Here is a 22,796-nt window from a genome sequence, read left to right as displayed (position 1 = left end):
ACCTCCGAGGCCGAACGCGCAGCACTGTTCCCCGAGTGGCTCCACACCTACAATCACCACCGCGGTCACACCGCACTGGGCGGCAACTCACCAGCCGACCTCGTGCCCAACCTGCGTGGACAGAACACCTAGAGCACGAGCAGCAGCAGCGCGACGACCAGCCCCAGCGCGCCGAGGACCAGCAGCACGACGGCGTCGACCGGTCTGCGGGCGGTGACCCCGGGCCCGGGGAAGGGCACCGTCGGCTGGGTGCGCCGGGTCACCGGCGGGGGAGGAGGCAGGGGTGCCGTCGCCCCGGCCGCCACCGGCGTCGCGGGCAGCGGCGGCGGCGGGTACGCGGCGGTGGTTGGGCCGGTGGCCGGGCCGATGGCTGGGCCGGTGGCCGGGTCCGCGACCGGCTCCGCTGCTGTCGGGGGGTGCTGGTCGACGACCTCGAGGTCGTCGGCGAGCGCGGGATCGTCCCAGCGGGCGACCAGGCCGGACAGCGCCGGGTGCCGCCGCAGCTCCGCCGCGGACGGCCGCGCGGCGGCGTCGTACGCGGTCGCGGCGTGCACCACGTCGAGCAGCGCGTCGTGCTCGGCGACCCCGCGGCGCAGGTCCCGGAGGTCGAGAGGGCGGGGCTCGCCGTCCCCGGGCGGCCGGTGGCCGGTCAGCATCTCCAGCATGACCACGCCCAGGGCGTAGACGTCGGCACGGGGGTCGGGGTCGGCGCCGCGGTACTGCTCGGGCGGCATGTAGCCGGGCGTCCCGATCACCATCGCGACATGGGTCAGCCGCGGCTCGTCGCTCGGGACCGCGATGCCGAAGTCGGTCAGGCGCAGGTGCGGTCGGGCCCGCCCGGTCGGCTCGAGCAGCAGGTTGCCGGGCTTGATGTCGCGATGGACGATGCCCGCCCCGTGCACCGCCTCGAGCGCCTGCAGCGTCTGGTCTGCCAGCATCGCCACCCATCGCGGAGGGAGCGGGCCGTAGCGCTTCATCAGCTCCGACACCGAGCCGCCCCGCACGAGCGGCATGGTGAAGAGCACCCGGTCGTCGACGCCGGCCCAGGACCGGGGCGTCACGACGTGGGTGTGGTCGATCCGGACCGACTGCTCTCGGACGAACCGCAGCAGCATCGCCGCGTCGGTCTGGCGCAGCATCTTCGCCGCCATCACCTCGCCGGCGACCCGGTCGAGGACCCGCCACACGGTGCCCATGCCTCCGGAGGCCACCGGGTCGAGCAGCTCGTAGCGCCCCGCGAAGACCTCGCCCATGGACGGAGCCTATCCAGCGCCGCAGCCGACGGTGGGTGGGCTCGCGACGACGGACGCCCCGGCGGGTCCGACGGGACCCGCCCGGGGCGTCCGGTGCGGTGGCGCTGGCGCGCGACGGCAGCGACCGGTGGGTCAGCTGCGGATCGCGGAGATGTCGAACTCGAGCTTGATCTTCTCCGAGACCAGCACGCCGCCGGTCTCGAGGGCGGCGTTCCAGGTGAGGCCCCAGTCCTTGCGGTTGACGGTCAGCTCCCCCTCGAAGCCGACGCGCACGTTGCCGAACGGGTCCTTGGCGGAGCCGGTCTCCTCGAAGTTGATGGTCACCGGCTTGGTGACGTCCTTGATGGTGAGGTCGCCGGTCACGGCCCACTCGTCGCCGGCGCGCTCGACGCGGGTGGAGACGAAGCGCCACTCCGGGTGGTTCGCGACGTCGAAGAAGTCGGCGGAGACGAGGTGGCCGTCGCGGTCGGCGCTGCCGGTGGAGACGCTGGCCGGGTCGATGGTCACCGTCACCGAGGAGTTGGCGGGGTTGGCCGCGTCGACGTGGGCGGTCGCGCTCCACTCGGAGAACTGGCCGCGGACCTTGGTCACGACGGCGTGCCGGGCGACGAAGCCGAGCCGGCTGTGGGCGGTGTCGAGGGTGTAGTCGCCGGTGATGTCGTCCAGGGCGGCGGACTGGCGGGTCTCGGTCATGGTGGCTCCTCAGGTCAGAGTGGTTGAACCGTCAATCGCTTCAACTAAGGTGACGTGTCAACCATTCCGGGATGCCGTGTGACCTGGCTCACAGCACGCCCGCCCGTCGCGCTGTGCCGCGGCGAAATGGCCGAGGAGTCGCCCCATGAGGGCGGCTCCTCGGCGACTGCTCGACGTCGGACGAGCGGGGTCAGGCCGCAGCGGCGCTGTGGACTGACGCCGGTCGACCGACCTCGACCTCGACCCAGCGGGCCACGATCCGCGTGCGGCCGTCGTTGTCGGTCGTCGGGACCCAGCGCATCTCGAGCCGGGGCGTCATCTGCGTGTCGGTCATGGGACACCTCCTGTTCACCATCCGTTCACCAAGGTAGCACGCTCCCCACCTGCGGGCATGGTCGATGAAGAAACTCGCCCGCTCGCTCCACTCCGGCAGCCCTGGAGCTCCCACGGCGTACGCGCCGCTCCACCGGTGCCGAAGCTCCGCGGTCGTGGGCGCTCGAGGGACATTCCTGCCCGAAATCGGGCAGGAAGTTGCGCGAAGCCCGCGGTTCGGCGCACGCTGCCGCCGTGACCGTCGATCCGCGCCTGCTGGAGCACGTGCGGACCAGCACGGGTCTCTCCGCCCAGGAGGCGGAGCGACTCGTCGAGGACGTGCTCGCCTTCCACGACGAGACGGTGGCGCAGTACGTCCGCCGGCGGCATGCGGAGCTGAAGACCTACGGCGCGCGCAACGCCGAGATCTTCGCCCGGCTCCGCGAGGAGCTGCGCCACCGCGTGGTGGCCGCGCCCGACCTCAGCGAGCGCCAGATCCGGCGCCTGATCTACGGATAGGAAGACACCCCATGTGCGGCATCGTCGGCTATCTCGGCACCCAGCAGGCGGCCCCCGTCCTGCTCGAGGGACTCACCCGCCTCGAGCACCGGGGCTACGACTCGGCCGGCCTCGCGGTGCTGGGATCCACCGGCATCCGGGTGGCGAAGCGCGCCGGGCGGGTCCGCGACCTGGCCTCCGCGCTGCCGAAGCGGTTCGCCGGCAGGGTCGGGATCGGGCACACCCGCTGGGCGACCCACGGGCCGCCCACCGATGCGAACGCCCACCCGCACACCGACGCGAAGGGCCTGGTCGCCGTCGTCCACAACGGGATCATCGACAACGCGGCAGCGCTCCGCGGCGAGCTCGCCGACGACGGCGTGGACCTCGTCTCGGAGACCGACACCGAGGTGATCGCGCACCTGGTCGCCCGCTCGGAGGCCGACACGCTCGAGGCGAAGGTCGCCGAGGCGCTCAGCCGGATCGAGGGCACCTACGGCATCGCCGTGGTCCACGTCGACTTCCCCGAGCGGATGGTGGTCGCGCGCAACGGGAGCCCGCTGATCATCGGCGTCGGTGACCGCGAGATGCACGTCGCGTCCGACCTGGCTGCGCTGGTGCGCTACACCACGACGGTGGCGCACCTCGAGGACGGTGACATGGCCTCGATCACCGCGAGCGGCTTCACCACCTACCGCCGAGAGCCGAGCGGCCTGGCCACCACCGACCGGCGCGCGGCCCGGGTGGACATCGACCCGTCGGCGTACGACGCCGGGGAGCACGAGTCCTTCATGCACAAGGAGATGCTGGAGCAGCCCGCGGCCACGGAGCGGGTGCTGCGCGGGCGGCTGGACGAGCGGTTCGGCACCGGCCACCTCGGCGGCCTCAACCTGGACCCGCGCGAGCTGCGCGCCATCCGGCGGGTCAAGATCCTCGGCTGCGGGTCGGCGTACTACGTCGGGCAGATGGGCGCCACGCTGGTCGAGGAGCTGGCGCGGATCCCCGCCGACGCCGAGGCCGCCTCGGAGTTCCGCTACCGCAACCCGATCATCGAGCCGGACACCCTCTACGTGGTGGTCAGCCAGTCCGGCGAGACCGTCGACACCCTGCTGGCCGTCCAGGAGGTACGACGCAAGGGCGGCCGGGTGATCGGGCTGGTCAACGTGGTGGGCTCCGCGATCGCCCGCGAGGTGGACGGCGGCATCTACCTGCACGCGGGGCCCGAAGTCGCGGTGGCGTCGACCAAGGCGCTGACCAACATGTTCTGCGGCTTCGCGATGCTCGCCCTCCAGCTCGGCCGGGTCCGCGACCTGTCGATCTCCGACGGCCGCCGCCTGATCGCCGGCCTGGCCGCCCTGCCCGGCCAGATCCAGGAGATCCTCGACGGCGAGGAGGCGGTCGCCGACGTGGCCCGCCGGCTCGCCGAGGCCGAGAGCCTGTTCTTCGTCGGCCGGGTGCGTGGCTTCCCGGTCGCGCGGGAGGGTGCGCAGAAGTTCAAGGAGGTCAGCTACCGCCATGCGGAGGCCTACCAGACCTCGGAGCTCAAGCACGGCCCGCTGGCGCTCATCTCCCCGGCCGTGCCGACCGTGGCGATCGTGCCCGACGACGAGCTCGTCGAGCGCAACGTCGCCGCCCTGCACGAGATCGCGGCGCGCGGTGGCCCGCTGACAGTGGTCACCCACGCCGGGGTGGACCTCGGCGATCTCGGGACCGACCCGGAGCGCACGCAGCTGGTCCGGGTGCCGCGGAACGAGCGCGAGCTCGACCCGATCCTGCTCACCATCCCGCTGCAGCTGCTCGCCTACCACGCCGCGGCGAGCCTCGGCCACGACATCGACAAGCCGCGCAACCTCGCGAAGTCCGTGACCGTCGAGTGAGAAGGGGCGGTCGCCCCCCGCGGCCGCTCAGCCGAGGAGGCCGCCGAGCAGGCCGCCGGACGACGGCAGGTAGATCGTCATCGCGACCGGGCTGTGGTCTGACGGCAGCGGCGTCACGTAGCGGTTGCCGCGGGTCCGGGTGACCGTCCGCCAGCCGGTGACGGTGGCGCCCTCCGGGACGAACACCCGGTCGACGTGCGAGCCCCACAGCACCGACGTCATCGGGCGGGCGCGGTAGCGGTTGGCCGAGTTGCGGTACGGCGTGCGGAACGTCGCCGAGACGTCGTAGGCGTCGTCGAAGCCGGCCCGGCGCAGCCGCTGGAGGGGTCCGTCGTAGGCGTGGCCGCGGTGGGAGTTGAAGTCACCGCCGATGACGAACCGCGGCGTGCCGCGAGCTCCGATGTCGCCGTACCTCTCCTGCATCACCCGCAGGATCTTGCTGGTCTGCACCTCGCGGACGTGCGCGGGCCAGGCGCCCCGGCCCTTGCGGAGGTGGACGCTGGCGACGGCGAGCTGGGTGCCGGTCGCGCGGTGGCGGACCTTCGCCCAGCAGCCCCCGTGGGCCTTGTCGTTGGTGAAGCGCAGGCCGCCGGCGGAGCCCCAGGTGACCGCGTAGACGCTGCGACGCACGAAGACGGCCTGGGCGTTGGCCCACGAGCAGGCCTTCACGAAGCCCTCCGCCTCCAGGTCCCGGGCGATCCCGGACAGCACCGCGCGGGTCTCCTGGAGCGCCACCACGTCGGCGCCGCTCATCACGATGTGCTGCTTCACGAGCGGACGCCGGCGCGACCAGCTCCACCGTGCCTGGCACGGCTCCGCCTTCCCGCAGACGTTGAAGGTCACCATCCGCAGCTCGACCTTCGTCGGCTTCAGCGCCCGCGCCGCCGGCATCACCACCTTGCAGTGGGTGGGGCCGAGATGGCCGACTCCGGTGGTCGAGCGCCCGCGCAGCTGGAAGCAGTACTTGCGACCCGGCTCCAGGCCGCGCACCACGTAGGTCTCCAGGGCCCGACCGGACGCCGGGATGGCGCGCACCACCACGCGGCCCCGGGACCGTTGCACGTCGTAGGCGGGGGCGTAGTGCAGCTCGTTGGTCGTGGCGCCCGCGGTCCGGGGCCACTTCAAGGTCAGCGTCGTCCGGCGTCCGGCCGACGTCGACGCCACGGTCTGCCCGGTCACCCAGGCCGCCCGGCCGGTCGCGATCGCGCGCGGGGTCCGCGCGCAGACCACGGCCGACGGGGCGCCGTACCGCGTCCTCCCGGCGGCCTTGCGGACAGCCCGGACGCGGAAGCAGTAGGTGCGCGACGCGCGCAGGTGCCGCACCGTGCGCGACGTGTCGCCGGCGCCGACGGACCTCGCGGGCGCCATGTCCCGGGAGGTCGCGTACCGCACCTGGTACGACGTGGCGCCGCGCACGGGGCTCCACGTCGCCGTCAGCCGGGCGCTGCTGCCGTTGGTCCGACCGGAGCCGACCGTCAGGTCGTCCACCCGCTCGAGCCCGGCCGCCGCCGACGCGGCCGGCACCGCGCCCGTGCCGCCGGGCAGCAGCCCGCCGCCCGCGACCACGGCGCCCGCGACCGCGACCGCGAGGCGACCCCGCACCACACTCCAACGCCGCATGCTCGTCTCCCCGTCAAGCGCCCTCCCCAGAAGGCTATGTCGGGTCGTTCCGGGCGTCCGCGGAACGGGTCAAGCCGGCCGGCGCCGACCGTGCTACTGCACCAGCCGCGGCAGCTCGAGGGACACCAGGACCGGGTTGTGGTCGGAGATGATCGGCGTCACGTAGCGGGTGTTCGTGGAGTTCGTGCGGTAGTCGACCTCCCACGTCGCGACGTGGGCTCCGCGCGGCGCGAAGACCCGGTCGACGTGGTCGCCCCACCGGTCCGACGTCTGCGGGACGGTGGACACGTCGCAGCTGGAGTTGCGGTTGGGGCGGGAGAGCCGCCTGGCCGCCATGTCGTAGGCGTCGTCGTGGCGGCCGTGGGCGTAGAGCGCCTTCAGCGGCGCGTCGGTCGCGCGGTTGCGGTGGGAGTTGAAGTCCCCGGCGAACACGGTCGGGGTGTCGGCGCCGAAGCCGTCCTGCTCCATCAGGTCGAGCACCTCCGTCATCTGCTTCGCACGGCGCGCGTCGACGTCGGAGCTCGAGCCCGGCGTCAGGTGGAGGCTGACGACCACCACGCGCTGCTGCGTCTCCCGGTGGCGCACCTGCACCCAGCAGGCCCCCTGGGCCTTGTTGCCGGTGAGCCCGGCGAAGTCGGTCCCGCCGCTGGTGCCCGGCACGATGTCGTAGCTGTCGGTGCGCACGAACACCGACTGGTTGTCGGAGTCGGCATGGGTCTGGCAGGCGCGCTGGAAGCCGGCCAGGCCACCGCTCTGGAACGAGTCGGTCGCGAGGCTGGCCTCCTGGAGCGCGACGACGTCGGCGGGTCGGCCTCCCACGCCCATCTCCAGGATCCGCTTCCGCACCCCGGCGGCCCGCCCGCTCGCCCAGTTCGTCAGCTCGCCGTTGCACGCGCTGCTGCACGTGTTGAAGGTGCCGACGACGAGGGGGAAGGACGTGCCCTCCGCGGGCTTCGGCCGGCTGCTCCGGGTGGTGACCTTGCAGTGCAGGCCGCTGCGGTAGCCGTAGCCGGAGCCGTTGCGACCGCGGACCTGGAAGCAGTACGTCGTGCCCTGCTTCAGCCCGGTCATCATCACGGCCTGGACGCTGCGGCTGGTGCCGCGGACCTTCTTGACCCGCTTCGACCGCGACCGCTGCACCTCGTCGGGCTGGATGCCGCCCGACGCCGGCGCGTAGTCGATCTCGTAGCTGCCTGCGCGCGCAGCCCGCGGCCACTCCAGGCGCAGGTCGACGGTGCCGTTGGCGCGCAGCAGGTTGTGGGTCACCCACACCGGTCGCGCCTTGCCGGGCTTGGCGGCGTGGGCCGGCGGGGCGGCCAGCACGGTGGCGGCGCAGGCGAGGGCCGCGACCAGGGCCAGCAGCGCGTGCGGTCGGCGCAGCCGGACACCCGTGTCGGTCAGCAACGGCATTCTCGTTCCCCTCTGGTTGCGACTCTGAGCCAACGAACCCCCATCGGCAGGCGTCCATTCCACCTGAGCCCCAGTGGGTTCGGGTGATCGACGGCACCGCGCTCGCGATCGTTGGTGAAACGCCTCACGGCCGTAGGCTGGAGGGGTGAGCGAGTCCGACCACCCCGAGACCACGACCTTCGCCGACCTCGGCCTCGGCGAGCGGATCCTGAAGGGCCTCGCCGACGTCGGCTACGAGTCGCCCTCGGCGATCCAGGCCCAGACCATCCCGCACCTCCTCGAGGGCCGCGACGTGCTCGGCCTCGCCCAGACCGGCACCGGCAAGACGGCGGCCTTCGCCCTGCCCATCCTCGACCGGCTCGACCTGGCGCAGAAGACGCCGCAGGCGCTGGTGCTCGCACCGACCCGGGAGCTCGCGCTCCAGGTCTGCGAGGCGTTCGAGAAGTACGCCGCCAACCTCCGCGGCGTCCACGTGCTCCCCGTCTACGGCGGCCAGGGGTACGGCGTCCAGCTCTCGGCCCTGCGCCGCGGCGTGCACATCGTCGTCGGGACGCCCGGGCGGATCATGGACCACCTCGACAAGGGCACCCTGGACCTGACCGAGCTCCGCTTCCTCGTGCTCGACGAGGCCGACGAGATGCTCAACATGGGGTTCGCCGAGGACGTCGAGACGATCCTCGCCGACACGCCCGCCGACAAGCAGGTCGCGCTCTTCTCGGCGACCATGCCGAAGCAGATCCGCAACCTCTCGGCGAAGTACCTCTCCGAGCCGGTCGAGGTCACCATCGAGCGGAAGACCCGGACCGCCGAGAACATCACCCAGCGCTACCTGGTGGTGAGCTACCCGCAGAAGGTCGACGCGCTCACCCGGATCCTCGAGGTGGAGAACTTCGAGGGGATGATCGTCTTCGTCCGCACCAAGAACGAGACCGAGACCCTGGCCGAGAAGCTCCGCGCCCGCGGGTTCAGCGCGGCGGCCATCAACGGCGACGTGCAGCAGGCGCAGCGCGAGCGGACGGTCAACCAGCTCAAGGACGGCAAGCTCGACATCCTGGTCGCCACCGACGTCGCCGCCCGCGGCCTCGACGTCGAGCGGATCAGCCACGTCGTCAACTACGACATCCCGACCGACACCGAGGCCTACGTGCACCGGATCGGCCGCACCGGTCGCGCCGGCCGCAGCGGCGACGCCATCTCGTTCGTGACCCCCCGCGAGCGCTACCTGCTCAAGCACATCGAGAAGGCCACCCGCTCCACGCTGCAGCAGATGCAGCTCCCGAGCGTCGACCAGGTCAACGAGACCCGGCTGGCCCGCTTCGACGACCAGATCACCGCCGCGCTCGAGTCGCCCAGCATCGACTTCTTCCGCGACGTCGTGAGCCACTACATCAAGGAGCACGACGTCCCCGAGGTCGACGTCGCCGCCGCCCTGGCGATCGTGATGCAGGGCGACAAGCCGCTGCTCCTCGAGCCGGAGCCCGAGCCCGAGCGCCGCCCGCGGCTCGACCGCGACCGGGGCGACCACCGCAAGCGCGACACGTGGGGTGCCGACGGCGGCCGCGACAGCCGCCCGGCGCGCGGCCCGCGGCCGACCGGGGCCGGCCTGGCGTCGTACAAGATCCAGGTGGGGAAGCGGCAGCGGGTGGAGCCGCGGCAGATCGTCGGCGCGATCGCCAACGAGGGCGGGCTCGACCGACGGGACTTCGGTCGGATCACCATCCGGCCGGACTACTCGATCGTCGAGCTGCCCGCCCGGCTGCCCGACGACGCCTGGGAGAGGCTGAAGAACACCCGGATCAGCGGCAAGCTCATCGAGCTCCAGCGCGACTACGGCCCGCCCAAGCGGAAGCGCCCCAGCGAGGGCTGACCGGGGTGCGGCACCAGCAGACGCGCGGGGGCGTCGCGCTCGCGGGCGTGGTGGCCGCGGTGGTCGTGGCGGCCGGAGTGGTCGGTGCCGCGGGGTGCACGGCAGGACCCGCCGGTCCCGGCCCGGCGGGTGACCGGACGTCGGCGGCCACCACCGCCTCGATGCCGGCCCCGTCGGCCCCAGCGGCCAGCCCCTCGACCGCTCCGTCCCGGACCGACGGCGGCCAGCAGCCCTCCGGCGCGCGGGCCGAGGTCCCGGCGACGGTGATCATGGCGCAGCTGGCCCGCCGGGCCGAACGGGTGGCCAAGCGGATCCCCCTGGAGCAGCCCACGCAGGTCGACGTCGACCCCGGCACCAACCGGGCGCTGGGCTACCAGCTGCTCGTGGAGTTCGGCTTCCCCGCCGACCAGTGGAAGTACCTCGACGCGCTGTGGCTGCGCGAGTCGGGCTGGGACCACCTCGCCGAGAACCCGAGCTCCGGCGCCTACGGCATCCCGCAGTCGCTGCCGGCCGAGAAGATGGCGGTCGTCGGCCGCGACTGGCGCACCAACCCCGAGACCCAGATCTCGTGGGGCCTGGCCTACATCGCCGCCCGGTACGGCAATCCGCAGCGGGCGTGGGAGCACTCCGAGCGGCGTGGGTGGTACTGAGGTGGGCAGAGTCGGCGGCTCTGCAGGAATCACCGGTCAACCGGTGATTCCTGCACTTCGCGGCCATTGCAACACCCGCGAAGTGCCAGTTCCGGCCGGGTCAGGTGACGGGTGCGACCGGTGTGACGGTCTCGGCCCGGGGGCGGTCACCGCTCCGCCGCTCGCTGGTGCACGTCGAGGTGGAGCAGCCGGGCCGCGAGGGCGACCAGCGGCCCGAGCAGCACGATGGTGGCGATCGTCCCCACGCCGATCGTCGCGCCGAGGAGCCACCCCACGACCGCCCCGCCGCCCTGGACGACGCTGTAGCTCCACTTGAACGGGACCGGCGGGTCCCAGGCCAGGGCCGCGGCCTCCGCCGGCCCGGCGCCGGTGCGGCTGCCCAGGTACGTCGCGATGCCGACGGCCAGCACCGGGAACGCCGCGACCAGCAGCGCGACCCGCGCCGGCCAGCCGTCCGGCGTCCGGACCAGCTCCAGCACCACCGAGATGGTGGCGCCGACGACCACCACCTGCACGAGCGTGCCGACGCCAGGCCACAGCCGCCGGCTCGCGGCCACCGCCAGGAAGCCCAGCCCGACGGCGACGTTGGCGATCCAGAACTCCAGCTCCAGGGCGAGCGAGAGGCCGTTGGCCAGGCTGGAGTAGCCGTCGGAGCCGAGGTCCGCGCGCAGCAGGAGGCCGACGCCGACGCCGAGGATGACGCAGCCTCCGAAGAGGAGCGCCAGACGGCGCAGGTAGGCGACCACGGGAGACACCCTGACAGGTGCCCGGACGCGGGTCAGAGCAGGTCGCGGTCGCACGACGCCGCGGCCACCAGCCCGGCCGCGGCGGCGGTGAGCACCGAGGCCACCGGCATCGGCAGGTCCCGGTGGTGCGCCAGGTCGCCGGCGGCGTACACGCCCGGCGTGCTGGTGAGCCCCTCGGAGTCGAGCCGGATGCCGCCGAGGTTGCCGGTGTCGAGGCCGAGCTGCTCGGCGAACGGCGCCGCGGGCCGCCACACCGGGTGCACGAACAGGCCGCCCAGCTCCACCGCCTCGCCGTCGGCCAGGCACACCCGGACCCCGAGGTCCGCGGGCTCGACCCGGTCGACCGCCTCGGTGACCAGCACTGCGGCGAGCTCCTCGACGGCGGCCGCGATCTCGTCGTCGGGCTCCTCGCCGTTCATCAGTACGACGACCGGCGTGGCCAGCCGCTCGAGGAGCCGGGCCTGTCCGGCGACGTGCGACCCCGGTCCGAGGATGCCGATCGGCTTGTCGCGGTACTCGTAGCCGTGGCAGTAGGGGCAGTGCGCCACGGCGGTGCCGAAGAGCGCGTCCAGGCCGGGCACGTCCGGCAACTCGTCGGTCACGCCGGTCGCCAGGATCACCCGTCGGGCCTGCACCGGCGACCCGCCCTCGACCGCCAGCCGGAAGTCGTCGACCTTGCCCGACACCTCGGTGACCATCCGCTCGACGACCTCGACGGTCTCGTACTCGGCGAGGTCGCGCACCGCGGCCGCGCGGAAGTCGCCCGGCGGCATCCCGTCCAGCCCGATGAAGTTGTGCATGTGCTCGGCCGGGTGGTTGCGGCAGTGCTCGGTGCCGAAGAGCACCACCCGCCGTCGCATCCGACCGAGGGTCAGCGCCGCCTGCAGCCCGGCGGCACCGGCGCCGACCACGGCGACGTCGTACGAGCGATCGATCTCCATCCCTCCCCGCTGCCCGAAACGGGCCGGCTCATCCCTGTGCGGCACGCTCCAGCGCCGCGTCCTGAACGCAGGCCGCGGCCGCGACCAGGCCCGCCGAGGCGGCGGTGAGGACCGACGCCATCGGCATCGGGAGGCCCGGCCCCTGGGCCATGTCCCCAGCCGCGTAGACCCCGGCACGGCTGGTGCGGCCGAAGGCGTCGACGACCACGGCGCCGACCTCCGACATCTCGACCTCGAGCTGCTGGGCGAACGGTGTCGACTGCCGCCAGGCGGTCTTCACGAAGAGCCCGCCCAGCTCGACCGTGCCGCCGCCGTCGAGGTCGACCCGGACGCCGAGCGACCCGCGGCAGGTGCCGAGCACCCGCTCGGCGCGGACCTCGGCGCCGAGCCGGGCGAGGGTCGCGGCGGTGTCCGGCTCGAGCGCGGCGCCGTCGGTCAGCACGACCACCTCGCTGGCGATCGGACCCACCATCGACGCCATCATCGCGACGTGGGCCGCCGACCCGAGGATGCCGACCGGCGTGCCCGCGAACTCGTGGCCGTGGCAGAACGGGCAGTGGGCCACCACGTCGCCGAAGAGGTCGGCCAAGCCCGGCACGTCAGGCAGGTCGTCGGCGACGCCGGTGGCGAGCAGGACCCGGCGGGCCCGGACCGGCTCGCCACCGGACAGCTCGAGGGTGAACGCACCGGCCTCGCCGCTGATCCGGAGGACGGCCTGCTCGCGGAGCTCGACCGTCGGGTACCGCTCGGCGTCCTTCCGCGCCGCCGCCCGCAGCTCCGCCGGCGGCTCGCCGTCGTGGCCGAGGAAGTTGTGCATGTGGGTCGCCGGGTCGTTGCGGTAGCGGTCGGTGCCGAGCACCACGGTGGTCTGCCGCATCCGGCCGAGGGTCTGGGCCGCCTGGAGGCCGGCGGCGCCGGCGCCGACCACGGCCACGTCGTACAGGTCGGGCCGGTCGTGCCGGTCATGCTGGTCGTGCTGGTCGTGCTGGTCCTGCTCGCTCATCGAGAGCTCCCTTCGTGTCGGTTCGAGGTGACGACTTGCGTCTGTGGAGAGGATCTGAGTTCATGTGAACATGAAGTCAAGCGCAGACCGGATCCGGTGGAGCGTGGGCGACCTGGCGAGCCGGTTCGACCTGGAGACCCACGTCCTCCGCTACTGGGAGGACATGGGCCTGCTGAGCCCCGAGCGCGATGCTGCGGGGCGTCGCGTGTACGGCGAGGACGACGCCTACCGGGTGGCGTCCATCCTCACCAGCAAGGCGGCCGGCATGACCCTCGAGCAGATCCGCACGATGATCGACGCCACGGCCGACGACCGCCGCGCGGCGCTGCGCGCCCACCTGGCCGAGCTCGACCGACGGCAGGAGGAGATCGAGCGGTCCCGGCACATGACCGAGCACGCGCTGGAGTGCCGAGCCCACGACATCACCACCTGCCCTGGCTTCCAGGCGCACGTCGCCGACATCGTGGAGGGCACCCGCCGCGGGCTTCCCCTGCCGCGTGGACATCGGCACGTCGGGCGGTGACCGGGCCCGGCACGCCGACCTACGCCCTCGCCTCTGGCCGGGACGGCGCCGACCTGCTTGAGTGACCCGGGTCACATCAGCGCGCTCACCAGCGCCGGCCCGAAGGGCATGGTCATGTCCCGCTCCCTCCGCCTGTTCCTCTCCTCCCTCTCCGGCCTCGCCGCGGGCCTCGTCGCGCTCGTCGGCGTGCCTGCCCCGGCACACGCCGCGGCGCCGTCGTACGTCGCCCTCGGCGACTCCTACTCCAGCGGCGTCGGCACCCGCAGCTACATCGACGACGGCACCAGCTGTCAGCGCTCCACCTACTCCTTCCCCAAGCTGGTGGCGGCGCAGCGGGGCTACGCGCTCAACTTCCGCGCCTGCTCCGGCGCCACCGTCGCGACCGTCACCAACACCCAGCTCGGCGCGCTGACCACCGGCACCGACTACGTCACGATCTCGGTCGGCGGCAACGACGCGGGCTTCAGCAGCGTGGTCACCGAGTGCGCGCAGCCGGGCTGGATGTCCGACTGCGGAGCGGCGATCGACCGGGCGCGCAGCTACATCAGCAACACCCTGCCCGGCCGCTTGAGCACGCTCTACGCCTCGATCAGGTCCAAGGCGCCGAACGCGGTCGTCGTGGTCGTCGGCTACCCACGGCTGTTCATGGGCGAGGACTGCAACGCCGGCACCTGGTTCTCCCCGACCGAGCAGACCCGCCTCAACTCCACGGCCGACCTGCTGAACAGCAAGCTCGCCGCCGCCGCGAGCGCGCGGGGCTTCGCGTGGGCGAACCCGACGAGCCGGTTCGTCGGCCACGCCGTCTGCGACGACGTCGAGTGGGTCAACGGCCTCTCCAACCCGATCAGCGAGAGCTACCACCCCAACCGCGCGGGCCACTCGTCCGGCTACAAGCCGCAGGTCGCAGCGCTCCTCGTCGGGTGAGGCGCGGGCCCGGCCGCCCGCGCTGCCGCACGGTCGGTGCCTGCTGGTAGAACCGTCGGCATGCGGCGACTCTCGGCAGCCATCACCGTCGTGCTGGTCACCTCCGTGACCGCCTGCTCGGGCGACGGCTCGGGCGAGGGCGGGGGAGCGGAGGCGCTCGCCGGACAGCTGGCCGGTGCCCTAGCGGCCGCGGCCGGGTCCGAGCGCTCGGCCGCCAGCGACGGGCCCGACCCCCTGGCGACGGTGCCGTTCACCGGTGCCGAGAACGCCGCCGTCACCGAGGAGTACGACGCCATCGTGGCCGGCATGGACGGCATCGTGCCGGAGATCTCGGTCGAGGACGTCCAGACCGACGGCGACGCCGCCACGGCGACTCTCGTGTGGGAGTGGCCGGTCGTCAGCGACGAGGAGGAGCAGTGGGTCTACGAGACGGAGGTGGCGCTGAGCCGCAGCGGTGAGGGCTGGGCCGCCGCCTGGTCGCCGGCGCTGGTCGAGCCCAGCCTCGAGGAGGGCGAGGTGCTCGACGCCGTCACCCAGCCGACCGACCGGGGCGACATCACCGGGGCGGGAGGACGGGTCCTCGTCACCGAGCGCCCGGTCGTCCGCGTCGGGATCGACCGCACCCGGGTCGAGGCGGCGGCCGCCCCGCGCTCGGCGCGTCGCCTCGCCCGGCTGGTCGGCATCGACGTCGGGCCCTACGTCAAGGCCGTGCGGGACGCCGGCTCCCGGGCCTTCGTCGAGGCGATCACCTACCGGCAATCCGAGGTGCCGGCGGCCGTGGAGGCGGCGCTCCCGCAGATCGACGGCGCCCACCAGGTGGCCGACCAGCTCGCGCTCGCCCCCACCCGCGAGTTCGCCGCGCCTCTTCTCGGCCGAGTGGGCCCGGTCACCCAGGAGATCCTCGAGAAGCACCCGGACGCCTACCGGCCCGGCGACCTGGCCGGCATCTCGGGGCTCCAGGCGCGCTACGACGAGCAGCTGCGTGGCCGGGTCGGGCGCAACGTCTACGCCGTGCCGGACGACCCGGCCGCGCGGAGGCGGCCGCTCTACACCTACGAGCCCGAGCCAGGCGACCCGCTGGCGATCACCCTCAGCCAGCCGCTGCAGATGCTGGCCGAGGAGGTGCTCGCCGACGTCGGGCCCGCCAGCGCGATCGTCGCGGTGCGCCCGAGCGACGGCGCGATCCTCGCCGCGGCCAACGGTCCGGGCACCGACGGCCTCAACCACGCGACCTTCGGCCAGTTCCCGCCCGGCTCGACGTTCAAGATCGTCACCGCGCTCGCGCTGCTGCGCGCCGGCCTGACGCCGGACTCGCCGGTGCGCTGCACGCCGACGATCACCGTCGACGGCAAGCGGTTCAAGAACTACTCCGACTATCCCGCCGACGCGCTCGGCACCATCCCCCTGCGCCGCGCGATCGCCGAGTCGTGCAACACCGCGCTCATCGCCGCCCGCGGCCGGCTCGACGACGGCGACCTGGCCGCCGCGGCGGCCAGTCTCGGGCTGGGCGTCGACCACGACCTCGGGTTCCCGGCCTACTTCGGCGAGGTACCCGATCCGGCGACGGAGACCGAGGGTGCGGCGGCGATGATCGGCCAGGGCAAGGTGCTCGCATCGCCGATGGCGATGGCGGCGGTGATCGCCAGCGTGCAGGCCGGCGAGACGGTCGTGCCGCGACTGGTGGAGGAGGTCGACGTCGAGGTCCCCGCCGAGGCGGAGCCGCTCACCGCCACCGAGGCGCGCCAGCTGACGTCGATGCTCCGTGAGGTGGTCAGCAGCGGCAGTGGGACCGGTCTGGCCGACGTCCCCGGGCCGCCGGTCATCGCCAAGACGGGCACCGCCGAGTACGCCGACGACGGGACGATCCGCACCCATGCCTGGATGGTGGCCGCCCAGGACGACCTCGCCGTCGCGGTCTTCGTGCGCAACGGCGAGTCCGGCTCCCGGACCGCGGGCCCGCTGCTCGAGGAGTTCCTCCGCCGCGCCCGCTGACCCGCACGCCGACGAGGCGGCTCGAGCAGCCGACCGCCGGGCAGGAGGCCGGGCCCGGAGGAGGGCGGCGACCGGACCGGAAAAAGGAGCGAGCCCCCGGGGCTGCATGGGGTCAGCTCAACGGGGGCTCTGTCGTGACTTGCGGTGCTCCCTCCGAAGTACGACGCCTCAAACTGTAGCGCGCGCACGGGCGCCGTGCAGCCCAGGTCCGGACATTTCCTTCCGCAGTCCACCGGGACAGGACCATGGTCCCGGCTGCGACTCCCACGGCGGTGTCACAGTGGTCCCCATGACCCCGCGTGACCGCCTCTCCGAGATCCTTCCCGACGACCGCCGCCAGCTGTTCGTCGGCGGCTCCTGGGTGCCTGCCTCCGGCGGCGACCGCCTCGACGTGATCGACCCCGCGGACGGCTCCGTGCTCGCCCAGGTGGCCGACGGCACCACCGACGACGCCTGCGCTGCCCTCGACGCCGCGGTGTCCGCGCAGGCCGACTGGGCCGCGACGCCGCCACGCGAGCGCGGCGAGATCCTGCGTCGTACCTTCGAGCTGGTCACCGCCCGAGCCGACGACCTCGCGCTGGTGATGAGCCTGGAGATGGGCAAGCCGGTGGCCGAGGCGAGGGGCGAGGTGACCTACGGCGCGGAGTTCCTGCGGTGGTTCTCCGAGGAGGCGGTGCGGGTGCACGGCCGCTGGATGCACAACCCGGCCGGCGGCAGCCGCCTGCTGACGGTGCGCAAGCCGGTGGGACCGTGCCTGTTCATCACGCCGTGGAACTTCCCGCTGGCGATGGGCACCCGCAAGATCGGCCCGGCGGTGGCCGCCGGGTGCACGATGGTCGTGAAGCCCGCGGCGCAGACCCCGCTGACCATGCTGATGCTCGCGGACATCCTCGCGGAGGCCGGCCTGCCGCCCGGCGTGCTCAACGTGGTGGCGACGTCGGACTCCGGCGCGCTGAGCAGCACGCTGCAGGCCGACCCGCGGCTGCGCAAGGTGAGCTTCACCGGGTCCACGCCGGTCGGCAGGAAGCTCGTGGAGCAGTCCGCCGGGCAGCTCCAGCGGATGTCGATGGAGCTCGGCGGCAACGCGCCGTTCCTGGTCTTCGCCGACGCCGACCTCGACGCCGCGGTCGACGGGGCGATGCTCGCCAAGATGCGCAACATGGGGGAGGCGTGCACGTCGGCCAACCGGTTCCTCGTCGAGGAGCCGGTGGCGGAGGAGTTCGGTCGCCGCCTCGCCGAGCGGATGGGGGCCCTCCGCGTGGGCCGCGGCCAGGACGACGGTGTCGACGTGGGGCCGCTGGTCGACGACAAGGCGGTGGCCTCGGTGGCCGCGATCGTCGACGACGCGGTCGACCGCGGCGCGCGCGTCCTCACCGGCGGCACCCGCCCCGACGGCGCGGGCTTCTTCTACCCGCCCACCGTGCTGGTCGACGTACCCGTCGAGGCCGACGCGGTGACCACCGAGATCTTCGGCCCGGTGGCCCCGATCACCACCTTCGCCGACGAGGAGCAGGCGATCCGGCTGGCCAACGCCACGGAGTACGGGCTCGCCGCCTACGCCTACACCCGCGACCTCGAGCGAACGCTGCGCCTGGCGGAGCGGCTCGACGTGGGGATGCTCGGCATCAACACCGGGATCGTGTCCAACCCGGCGGCGCCGTTCGGCGGCGTCAAGGCCAGCGGCTTCGGCCGGGAGGGCGGCTTCGAGGGCATCGAGGAGTATCTCGACACGACGTACGTCGCGCTGCCGGCGCCCTGACCGGCCGGACCGGCTGACAGACTCCGGTCATGCGGGTCCACGGGCCGATCGAGGAGAAGTACCGCGAGTTCGCGTCGTACGCCACCGACTCGCCGTGCTTCACCGACTGGGCCCTCGGCGTCGCCGGCGACCCGGAGGTGCGCGCCTGGCTCGCGTCGCTGCCGGGCGCGAAGCAGCAGCCCAACCTGGTCTTCGCGGCGGCGCGCTGGCACGGGGTGCCGGCGCCCGCGCCGTACGACGCCCTCCGGTCGGCGCTGCTGGCCGACGACGGCCGGATCCGCCGCACCATCCTCGAGCGGGCGACGCAGACCAACGAGGCGGGGCGGATGGCGACGCTGCTGCCGGCCGTCGCGCTCGCCGCGGCCGGCCGTCCGGTCGCTCTCCTGGAGGCCGGGGCGAGTGCTGGGCTCTGCCTGTTCCCCGACCGCTGGGGGTATCGCTGGGTGACGCCCGACGGGGTGCGAACCGCCGGTCCCGCCGCGCCGGTGCTGTCCTGCCACGTCACCGGACCGGCCCCGCTGCCGTCCGCCGTGCCGACCGTCCGCTGGCGGGGCGGCATCGACCTCAACCCCCTGGACGTCACCGCCGAGGACGACCGGAGCTGGCTGCTGCAGCTCGTGTGGCCCGAGCACGACGACCGGCGGGAGCAGCTGGCGACCGCGCTCGACGTGGCGCGCCGCGACCCGCCCGACATCCGGCGGGGCGACCTCCTCGAGCTGCTCCCGGCGCGGGTGGAGGACGCGCGGCGCGCCGTCGGCCCGGAGGGCGCGGTGGTGGTGTTCCACTCGGCGGTCATCGCCTACCTCGAGGACGCCGACCGGCGACGCTTCGCCGCGCTGATGGGGGGCCTGGTCGCCGACGGGCGCTGCCACTGGGTGAGCAACGAGGCGCCGGAGGTGCTGCCCGAGGTGGCGACGACCGGGCCCGAGCCGCCGTACGGCCGGTTCGTGCTGGGCGTGGACGGTCGCTCCGTCGGCCACACGCACGGCCACGGCCGTTCCCTGGGCTGGTGGCCGGACCGCACCTGACCGGACTGCACGGTCTGCCCGCTTGACCTGAATCAAGGTTCAGGTTGTCCACTCGGTCAGGACAGTCGGCCGCGGCGATGAATCCGCTGGCCGCTGTCGGTCCCCACGTGCAGACTGAAGGAAGCCCATGACCGAGCAGCTCGTACCCCCCGCCCCCACCCCCGAGGACCCGGCCCCGCTGGCACCCCGCCGGGTGCCGCGCGCCCTCACGCCGTTCCGCCACTCCTCCTATCGGCGGTTGGGTGCCGCCCTGGTGCTGCAGACCTTCGCCCACGGGGTGTGGGTCGTCGCCCTGGTGTGGGAGGTGATCCGGATCGACGGCGGCGCGGGCGACCTCTCCGTGGTCTCCACCGCGGCGGCCGTCGGCGTGCTGCTGCCGGCGCTGCTCGGCGGCGTCGTGGCCGACCGGATCCCGCAGAAGCTGATCCTGCTCGCGGTCGCCGCCGTCGAGCTCGGCGGCATGGCCCTGGTCGCCGCTCTCTCCTGGGCCGACCTCACCCAGCTCTGGCACCTCGCCGTGGTCTCCTTCGCCACCGGCGTGGCGCTCGCCTTCTACTACCCGGCCTACTCCGCGTGGCTGCCCGCCCTGGTGCCCGAGCGCGACCTGCTGGCGGTCAACGGCTTCGAGGGCATGGTGCGCCCGACCGTCGGGCAGGCGCTCGGGCCGGGGGTCGCCGGCTTCGTCGTGGGCGCCGCGTCGTCCTCCGCCGCCCTCGGCGTCGCCGCCGCCTTCGGCCTGTTCGGGCTCGTCGCGCTCAGCACCGTGCCGCTGACGCCGGTACGTCGCGACGTGTCGGCGCTCGAGAGCGGCGCCGCCGGTGCCGCGGCGGCCGCTGGCGCGGCGAGCGCGGTCCGCACCGCCGTCGCCGACATGCGCGAGGCCTTCCAGTACATGATGCGGACGCCCTGGCTCCTCGCCACGCTGCTGTTCGCGTCGGTGATGATCCTGGTGCTGATGGGCCCGCTCGAGGTGCTCATCCCGTTCCTGGTCAAGGACGAGCTCGGCGGCGGTCCCGGCGACCACGCCGTCGTGATGGCCTGCTTCGGCATCGGCGGCGCGATCGGGTCGATGGCGATGGCGTCGATCCGGATGCCGCGCCGCTACCTCACCTGGATGAACCTGATGTGGGGCCTGGGCTGCCTGCCGTTCCTGCTGATCGGCACGGCCGACCGGGTGTGGGTGGTGGCCGCGTCGGCCTTCGTGATCGGGGCCTTCTTCTCCGCGCCGATGGTGATCTGGGGGACCTTGCTGCAGCGGCGGGTGCCGCCGCACCTGCTCGGCCGGGTCGCGTCCCTTGACTTCTTCGTGTCGGTCAGCCTGATGCCGGTCTCCATGGCCCTCGCCGGACCGGTGGCCGAGCTGATCGGCCTGGGCGCCACCTTCGCGATCGCCGCCGTCGTCCCGGGGGTCGCGGCGATCGTCGCCGTGGTGTGGGCGAGGCTGCCGGCCGACGAGCTCGCCCACCCGCTGCGCGACGAGGACTGAGCGCCGGTGCACCTGGACCTGGTGACCGTCGTCGTCGACGAGTACGACGCCGCGATCCGCTTCTTCGTCGACGTCCTCGGCTTCGAGCTGGCCGAGGACTCGCCCAGCCGGACCGACGACGGCCGGCCGAAGCGGTGGGTGGTCGTCCGGCCGCCGGGCGGCGGCACCGGGCTGCTCCTGGCCCGGGCGGACGGCCCCGACCAGGCGGCCGCGGTGGGCCGGCAGGCCGCGGGACGGGTCGCGTACTTCCTCCGCGTCGACGACTTCGCGGCCGCGCACCGGCGCCTGCTCGCCGCCGGCGTCGAGATCGTCTCCGGGCCGCGGACGGCCGACTACGGTCAGGTCCTGGTCTTCCGCGACGTCGCCGGCAACAGGTGGGACCTGCTGGGGCCGGCCGGTCCCTGAACCGTCGGCCGTGAACCGCCGGACGCGGGCCGTGGTCGCGGGCGGTGGTCGCGGGCCGTGGTCGCGGTCGCGGCGCCCGGGTCTCCTACGCGGTGGCGCCGGCCCGCCGGCCGAGGACGGCGAGCAGTCGGGTGCTCGACGCTGCGTGGGCCGGCACGGGCACCGGCGGCGCGAACTCGCCCTCCTGCTCCAGCGCGACGGCGACCGCCGTGGGGAGCAGCGCCTCGGCGAGCGGGCCGGGGACGGGGTCGGCGAAGCCCGTCGTACGGCCGACGTCCCAGCCGTGCACCACGACCTCCAGCGCGGCGAGCCGTGCGATGGTGCCGACCGGCACCGGCCGGCCGCCGACGTCGACCAGGGTCGACGTCGCCGAGGCCCAGGCGCCGAGCAGGTGGCACGCCTTCGCCTGGAGCGCGCTGATCCGGTCGAGGGCCGGCGCGGGGGCGGCGCTGTGGAGGCCGATCGAGCCGTCCGCGCCCTCCGCGAACGCGTCGATCGAGTCCTCCATGTGCGCCAGCAGGTCGGCGAGGCGCCACCGGTCGCACGGGGTCGGCAGGCACAGGTGGGCGGGGGTGACGGTGGCGAGGGCGCGGCGGGTGTAGCCGAGCGCACGCTCCAGCAGCTCCACCCCCGGGTCGGTGCTGGGCGTCGGCCGGGGCTGGGCGGTCATGGCGTCAGCCGGCGGTCGGCGGGGCGCCCGGCACGGGCACGAAGTCGGCCGGCAGCCGATCGGGCAGGCCGAAGCGCGCGAACAGCCGGGTGTCGAAGAACGCGGTCACGTGCTCGACCCGGTCGCCGTCCATCTGCAGCACCTGGAGGTGGAACGGCTCGAAGTGCCCGGCGGGCATGCGCATGTAGAGCCCGAACGCCGGCTGGCCGTTGGCGGTGGTCTGCACCATCGGCATGTCGTTGCTGCCGCCCGGGCACTTCACCCCGATCAGCTCGCCGATCGCGTCGGCACCCCGGTAGTGGTTGAGGAACGGCGGCATGTCCCAGGTGGCGTCGTACCGCAGCAGCTTGACGATCTGGTCGATGTCCTTGCGCCAGAACGCCTCCAGGTAGGCGTTGAGCATCTGCTGCTTGTCGGCGTCGAGGTCGGCCTCGACCGTGTCGGGGGTGAGTCCGCGCTCGGCGAGCTGGGCGTGCGCGCGCTGGAGGGCGGAGTTGACGGCGGCGGTGGTCGTGTCGAGCGTGGCCGCGGTCTCCGCGGCCGACCAGCGGAGCACGTCGCGCAGGATCAGCACCGCGCGCTGGCGGGCGGGGAGGTGCTGGAGCGCGGCGACGAAGGCCAGCCGGATCGTGTCGCGCTCGGCGACCTCGACGGCCGCGTCGGGGATGGGCTCCAGCCACGGCACCTCGTGGTCCTCGAGCAGCTCGTCGGACGGCGCGGAGTCGGCGGTGCCGAGGCCGGTCGGGAGCGGACGGCGCGGCTTGCTCTCGAGGTTGGTCAGGCACACGTTGGTGGCGATCTTGTAGAGCCAGGTGCGCACCGACGAGCGGCCCTGGAAGCTGGCCGAGGCCTTCCACGCCCGCAGGAACGTCTCCTGCACGAGGTCCTCCGCCTCGTGCACCGACCCGCTCATCCGGTAGCAGTGCGCCATCAGCTCCCGCTGGTAGCGCCCGGTGAGCGCGTCGAAGTCGGCGAGCTCCGCTGTCGCCGGGGTGCTCGTCGTCGTTGCCACTGCATCGGTGTCGGTCACAGTGCTTCCCATCGCTACCCCCGTGGTGTCGCCAGTCTGCCTGATCTGTGGACCGAGGTCGATGGGAAAACTCATCGGCGAGGTTGGGGGCGGGGCGGCTTCGTCATGT

The 22,796-nt window shown here is 73.6% G+C and carries 21 protein-coding genes and 1 pseudogene; 12 read left to right on the top strand and 10 right to left on the bottom strand.

Annotated features, from left to right (window positions below; translation table 11 throughout):
- Nucleotides 1-132, top strand: a pseudogene (locus tag ACPOLA_RS16510) (IS481 family transposase); the annotation flags it as partial.
- Here ACPOLA_RS16510 and ACPOLA_RS16505 read toward each other — a convergent pair.
- From ACPOLA_RS16505 to ACPOLA_RS16495, 3 genes are all read right to left on the bottom strand, one after another.
- Nucleotides 129-1,253: a serine/threonine-protein kinase gene (locus tag ACPOLA_RS16505; protein WP_435771597.1), complete on the bottom strand. Its 1,125-nt coding sequence runs from the start codon at nucleotides 1,251-1,253 to the stop codon at nucleotides 129-131. The pseudogene ACPOLA_RS16510 and the gene ACPOLA_RS16505 overlap by 4 nt on opposite strands.
- A 132-nt stretch (nucleotides 1,254-1,385) precedes the next feature.
- Nucleotides 1,386-1,946, bottom strand: coding sequence for a YceI family protein (locus ACPOLA_RS16500; protein ID WP_435771596.1), 561 nt, complete (start codon nucleotides 1,944-1,946; stop codon nucleotides 1,386-1,388).
- Between the two features lie 190 nt (nucleotides 1,947-2,136).
- Nucleotides 2,137-2,280, bottom strand: coding sequence for a hypothetical protein (locus ACPOLA_RS16495; protein WP_435771595.1), 144 nt, complete (start codon nucleotides 2,278-2,280; stop codon nucleotides 2,137-2,139).
- A 233-nt stretch (nucleotides 2,281-2,513) separates the two neighbouring features.
- Here ACPOLA_RS16495 and ACPOLA_RS16490 point away from each other — a divergent pair, with 233 nt between their 5' ends.
- Complete coding sequence (locus tag ACPOLA_RS16490) at nucleotides 2,514-2,777, top strand: hypothetical protein (RefSeq protein ID WP_435771594.1); 264 nt, start codon at nucleotides 2,514-2,516, stop codon at nucleotides 2,775-2,777.
- 11 nt (nucleotides 2,778-2,788) lie between these two features.
- A complete protein-coding gene (gene glmS / locus ACPOLA_RS16485) occupies nucleotides 2,789-4,633 on the top strand; it encodes a glutamine--fructose-6-phosphate transaminase (isomerizing) (protein WP_435771593.1) in 1,845 nt (614 codons plus the stop codon).
- A 27-nt stretch (nucleotides 4,634-4,660) separates the two neighbouring features.
- Here the strand turns inward: glmS and ACPOLA_RS16480 are convergent, their stop codons facing one another.
- Both ACPOLA_RS16480 and ACPOLA_RS16475 read right to left on the bottom strand, forming a co-directional pair.
- Complete coding sequence (locus ACPOLA_RS16480) at nucleotides 4,661-6,253, bottom strand: fibronectin type III domain-containing protein (RefSeq protein WP_435771592.1); 1,593 nt, start codon at nucleotides 6,251-6,253, stop codon at nucleotides 4,661-4,663.
- A 93-nt stretch (nucleotides 6,254-6,346) separates the two neighbouring features.
- Nucleotides 6,347-7,663 (bottom strand): endonuclease/exonuclease/phosphatase family protein, encoded by a 1,317-nt coding sequence (locus tag ACPOLA_RS16475; protein WP_435771591.1) that lies wholly within the window; start codon nucleotides 7,661-7,663, stop codon nucleotides 6,347-6,349.
- Nucleotides 7,664-7,808: 145 nt separating this feature from the next.
- On the opposite strand from ACPOLA_RS16475, the gene ACPOLA_RS16470 reads away from it, so the two are divergent.
- Complete coding sequence (locus ACPOLA_RS16470) at nucleotides 7,809-9,530, top strand: DEAD/DEAH box helicase (protein ID WP_435771590.1); 1,722 nt, start codon at nucleotides 7,809-7,811, stop codon at nucleotides 9,528-9,530.
- Nucleotides 9,531-9,535: 5 nt separating this feature from the next.
- Nucleotides 9,536-10,180, top strand: coding sequence for an aggregation-promoting factor C-terminal-like domain-containing protein (locus ACPOLA_RS16465; RefSeq protein WP_435771589.1), 645 nt, complete (start codon nucleotides 9,536-9,538; stop codon nucleotides 10,178-10,180).
- Between the two features lie 146 nt (nucleotides 10,181-10,326).
- On the opposite strand, the gene ACPOLA_RS16460 is transcribed toward ACPOLA_RS16465, so the two are convergent.
- The 3 genes from ACPOLA_RS16460 to ACPOLA_RS16450 are packed head-to-tail and all read right to left on the bottom strand — an operon-like array spanning nucleotide 10,327 to nucleotide 12,870.
- The gene (locus ACPOLA_RS16460) at nucleotides 10,327-10,926 is read right to left on the bottom strand and encodes a DUF6198 family protein (protein ID WP_435771588.1); all 600 of its coding nucleotides are present in this window, start codon (nucleotides 10,924-10,926) and stop codon (nucleotides 10,327-10,329) included.
- A gap of 32 nt (nucleotides 10,927-10,958) precedes the next feature.
- The gene (locus ACPOLA_RS16455) at nucleotides 10,959-11,867 is read right to left on the bottom strand and encodes an NAD(P)/FAD-dependent oxidoreductase (RefSeq protein WP_435771587.1); all 909 of its coding nucleotides are present in this window, start codon (nucleotides 11,865-11,867) and stop codon (nucleotides 10,959-10,961) included.
- A gap of 28 nt (nucleotides 11,868-11,895) precedes the next feature.
- Nucleotides 11,896-12,870: an NAD(P)/FAD-dependent oxidoreductase gene (locus ACPOLA_RS16450; protein WP_435771586.1), complete on the bottom strand. Its 975-nt coding sequence runs from the start codon at nucleotides 12,868-12,870 to the stop codon at nucleotides 11,896-11,898.
- A gap of 70 nt (nucleotides 12,871-12,940) precedes the next feature.
- On the opposite strand from ACPOLA_RS16450, the gene ACPOLA_RS16445 reads away from it, so the two are divergent.
- The 7 genes from ACPOLA_RS16445 to ACPOLA_RS16415 all read left to right on the top strand — a co-directional run bounded on the left by ACPOLA_RS16445 (nucleotide 12,941) and on the right by ACPOLA_RS16415 (nucleotide 20,987).
- Nucleotides 12,941-13,393 carry a MerR family transcriptional regulator gene (locus tag ACPOLA_RS16445; RefSeq protein ID WP_435771585.1) on the top strand — a complete coding sequence of 151 codons (453 nt, stop codon included), beginning with the start codon at nucleotides 12,941-12,943 and terminating at the stop codon, nucleotides 13,391-13,393.
- 114 nt (nucleotides 13,394-13,507) lie between these two features.
- Nucleotides 13,508-14,317 (top strand): SGNH/GDSL hydrolase family protein, encoded by an 810-nt coding sequence (locus tag ACPOLA_RS16440; RefSeq protein WP_435771584.1) that lies wholly within the window; start codon nucleotides 13,508-13,510, stop codon nucleotides 14,315-14,317.
- Between the two features lie 60 nt (nucleotides 14,318-14,377).
- Nucleotides 14,378-16,309 (top strand): penicillin-binding transpeptidase domain-containing protein, encoded by a 1,932-nt coding sequence (locus ACPOLA_RS16435; RefSeq protein ID WP_435771583.1) that lies wholly within the window; start codon nucleotides 14,378-14,380, stop codon nucleotides 16,307-16,309.
- Nucleotides 16,310-16,598: 289 nt separating this feature from the next.
- Nucleotides 16,599-18,068, top strand: a complete 1,470-nt coding sequence (locus tag ACPOLA_RS16430) for an NAD-dependent succinate-semialdehyde dehydrogenase (protein WP_435771582.1) — start codon at nucleotides 16,599-16,601, stop codon at nucleotides 18,066-18,068.
- 29 nt (nucleotides 18,069-18,097) lie between these two features.
- Nucleotides 18,098-19,096 (top strand): DUF2332 domain-containing protein, encoded by a 999-nt coding sequence (locus ACPOLA_RS16425; RefSeq protein WP_435771581.1) that lies wholly within the window; start codon nucleotides 18,098-18,100, stop codon nucleotides 19,094-19,096.
- A gap of 127 nt (nucleotides 19,097-19,223) precedes the next feature.
- Nucleotides 19,224-20,582 carry an MFS transporter gene (locus ACPOLA_RS16420; protein ID WP_435771580.1) on the top strand — a complete coding sequence of 453 codons (1,359 nt, stop codon included), beginning with the start codon at nucleotides 19,224-19,226 and terminating at the stop codon, nucleotides 20,580-20,582.
- Nucleotides 20,583-20,588: 6 nt separating this feature from the next.
- Nucleotides 20,589-20,987, top strand: coding sequence for a VOC family protein (locus tag ACPOLA_RS16415; RefSeq protein WP_435771579.1), 399 nt, complete (start codon nucleotides 20,589-20,591; stop codon nucleotides 20,985-20,987).
- Nucleotides 20,988-21,072: 85 nt separating this feature from the next.
- Here the strand turns inward: ACPOLA_RS16415 and ACPOLA_RS16410 are convergent, their stop codons facing one another.
- Both ACPOLA_RS16410 and ACPOLA_RS16405 read right to left on the bottom strand, forming a co-directional pair.
- The gene (locus ACPOLA_RS16410; protein ID WP_435771578.1) at nucleotides 21,073-21,657 is read right to left on the bottom strand and encodes a TIGR03086 family metal-binding protein; all 585 of its coding nucleotides are present in this window, start codon (nucleotides 21,655-21,657) and stop codon (nucleotides 21,073-21,075) included.
- Nucleotides 21,658-21,661: 4 nt separating this feature from the next.
- Nucleotides 21,662-22,699, bottom strand: coding sequence for a sigma-70 family RNA polymerase sigma factor (locus ACPOLA_RS16405; RefSeq protein ID WP_435771577.1), 1,038 nt, complete (start codon nucleotides 22,697-22,699; stop codon nucleotides 21,662-21,664).
- Nucleotides 22,700-22,796 lie beyond the last annotated feature (97 nt).

The sequence above is a fragment of the Nocardioides proteolyticus genome, assembly GCF_051280635.3.
Taxonomy (GTDB): Bacteria; Actinomycetota; Actinomycetes; order Propionibacteriales; family Nocardioidaceae; genus Nocardioides.
Note: the sequence above shows the minus strand (reverse complement) of the source record. Positions and strands in the feature narration are given on the sequence as shown.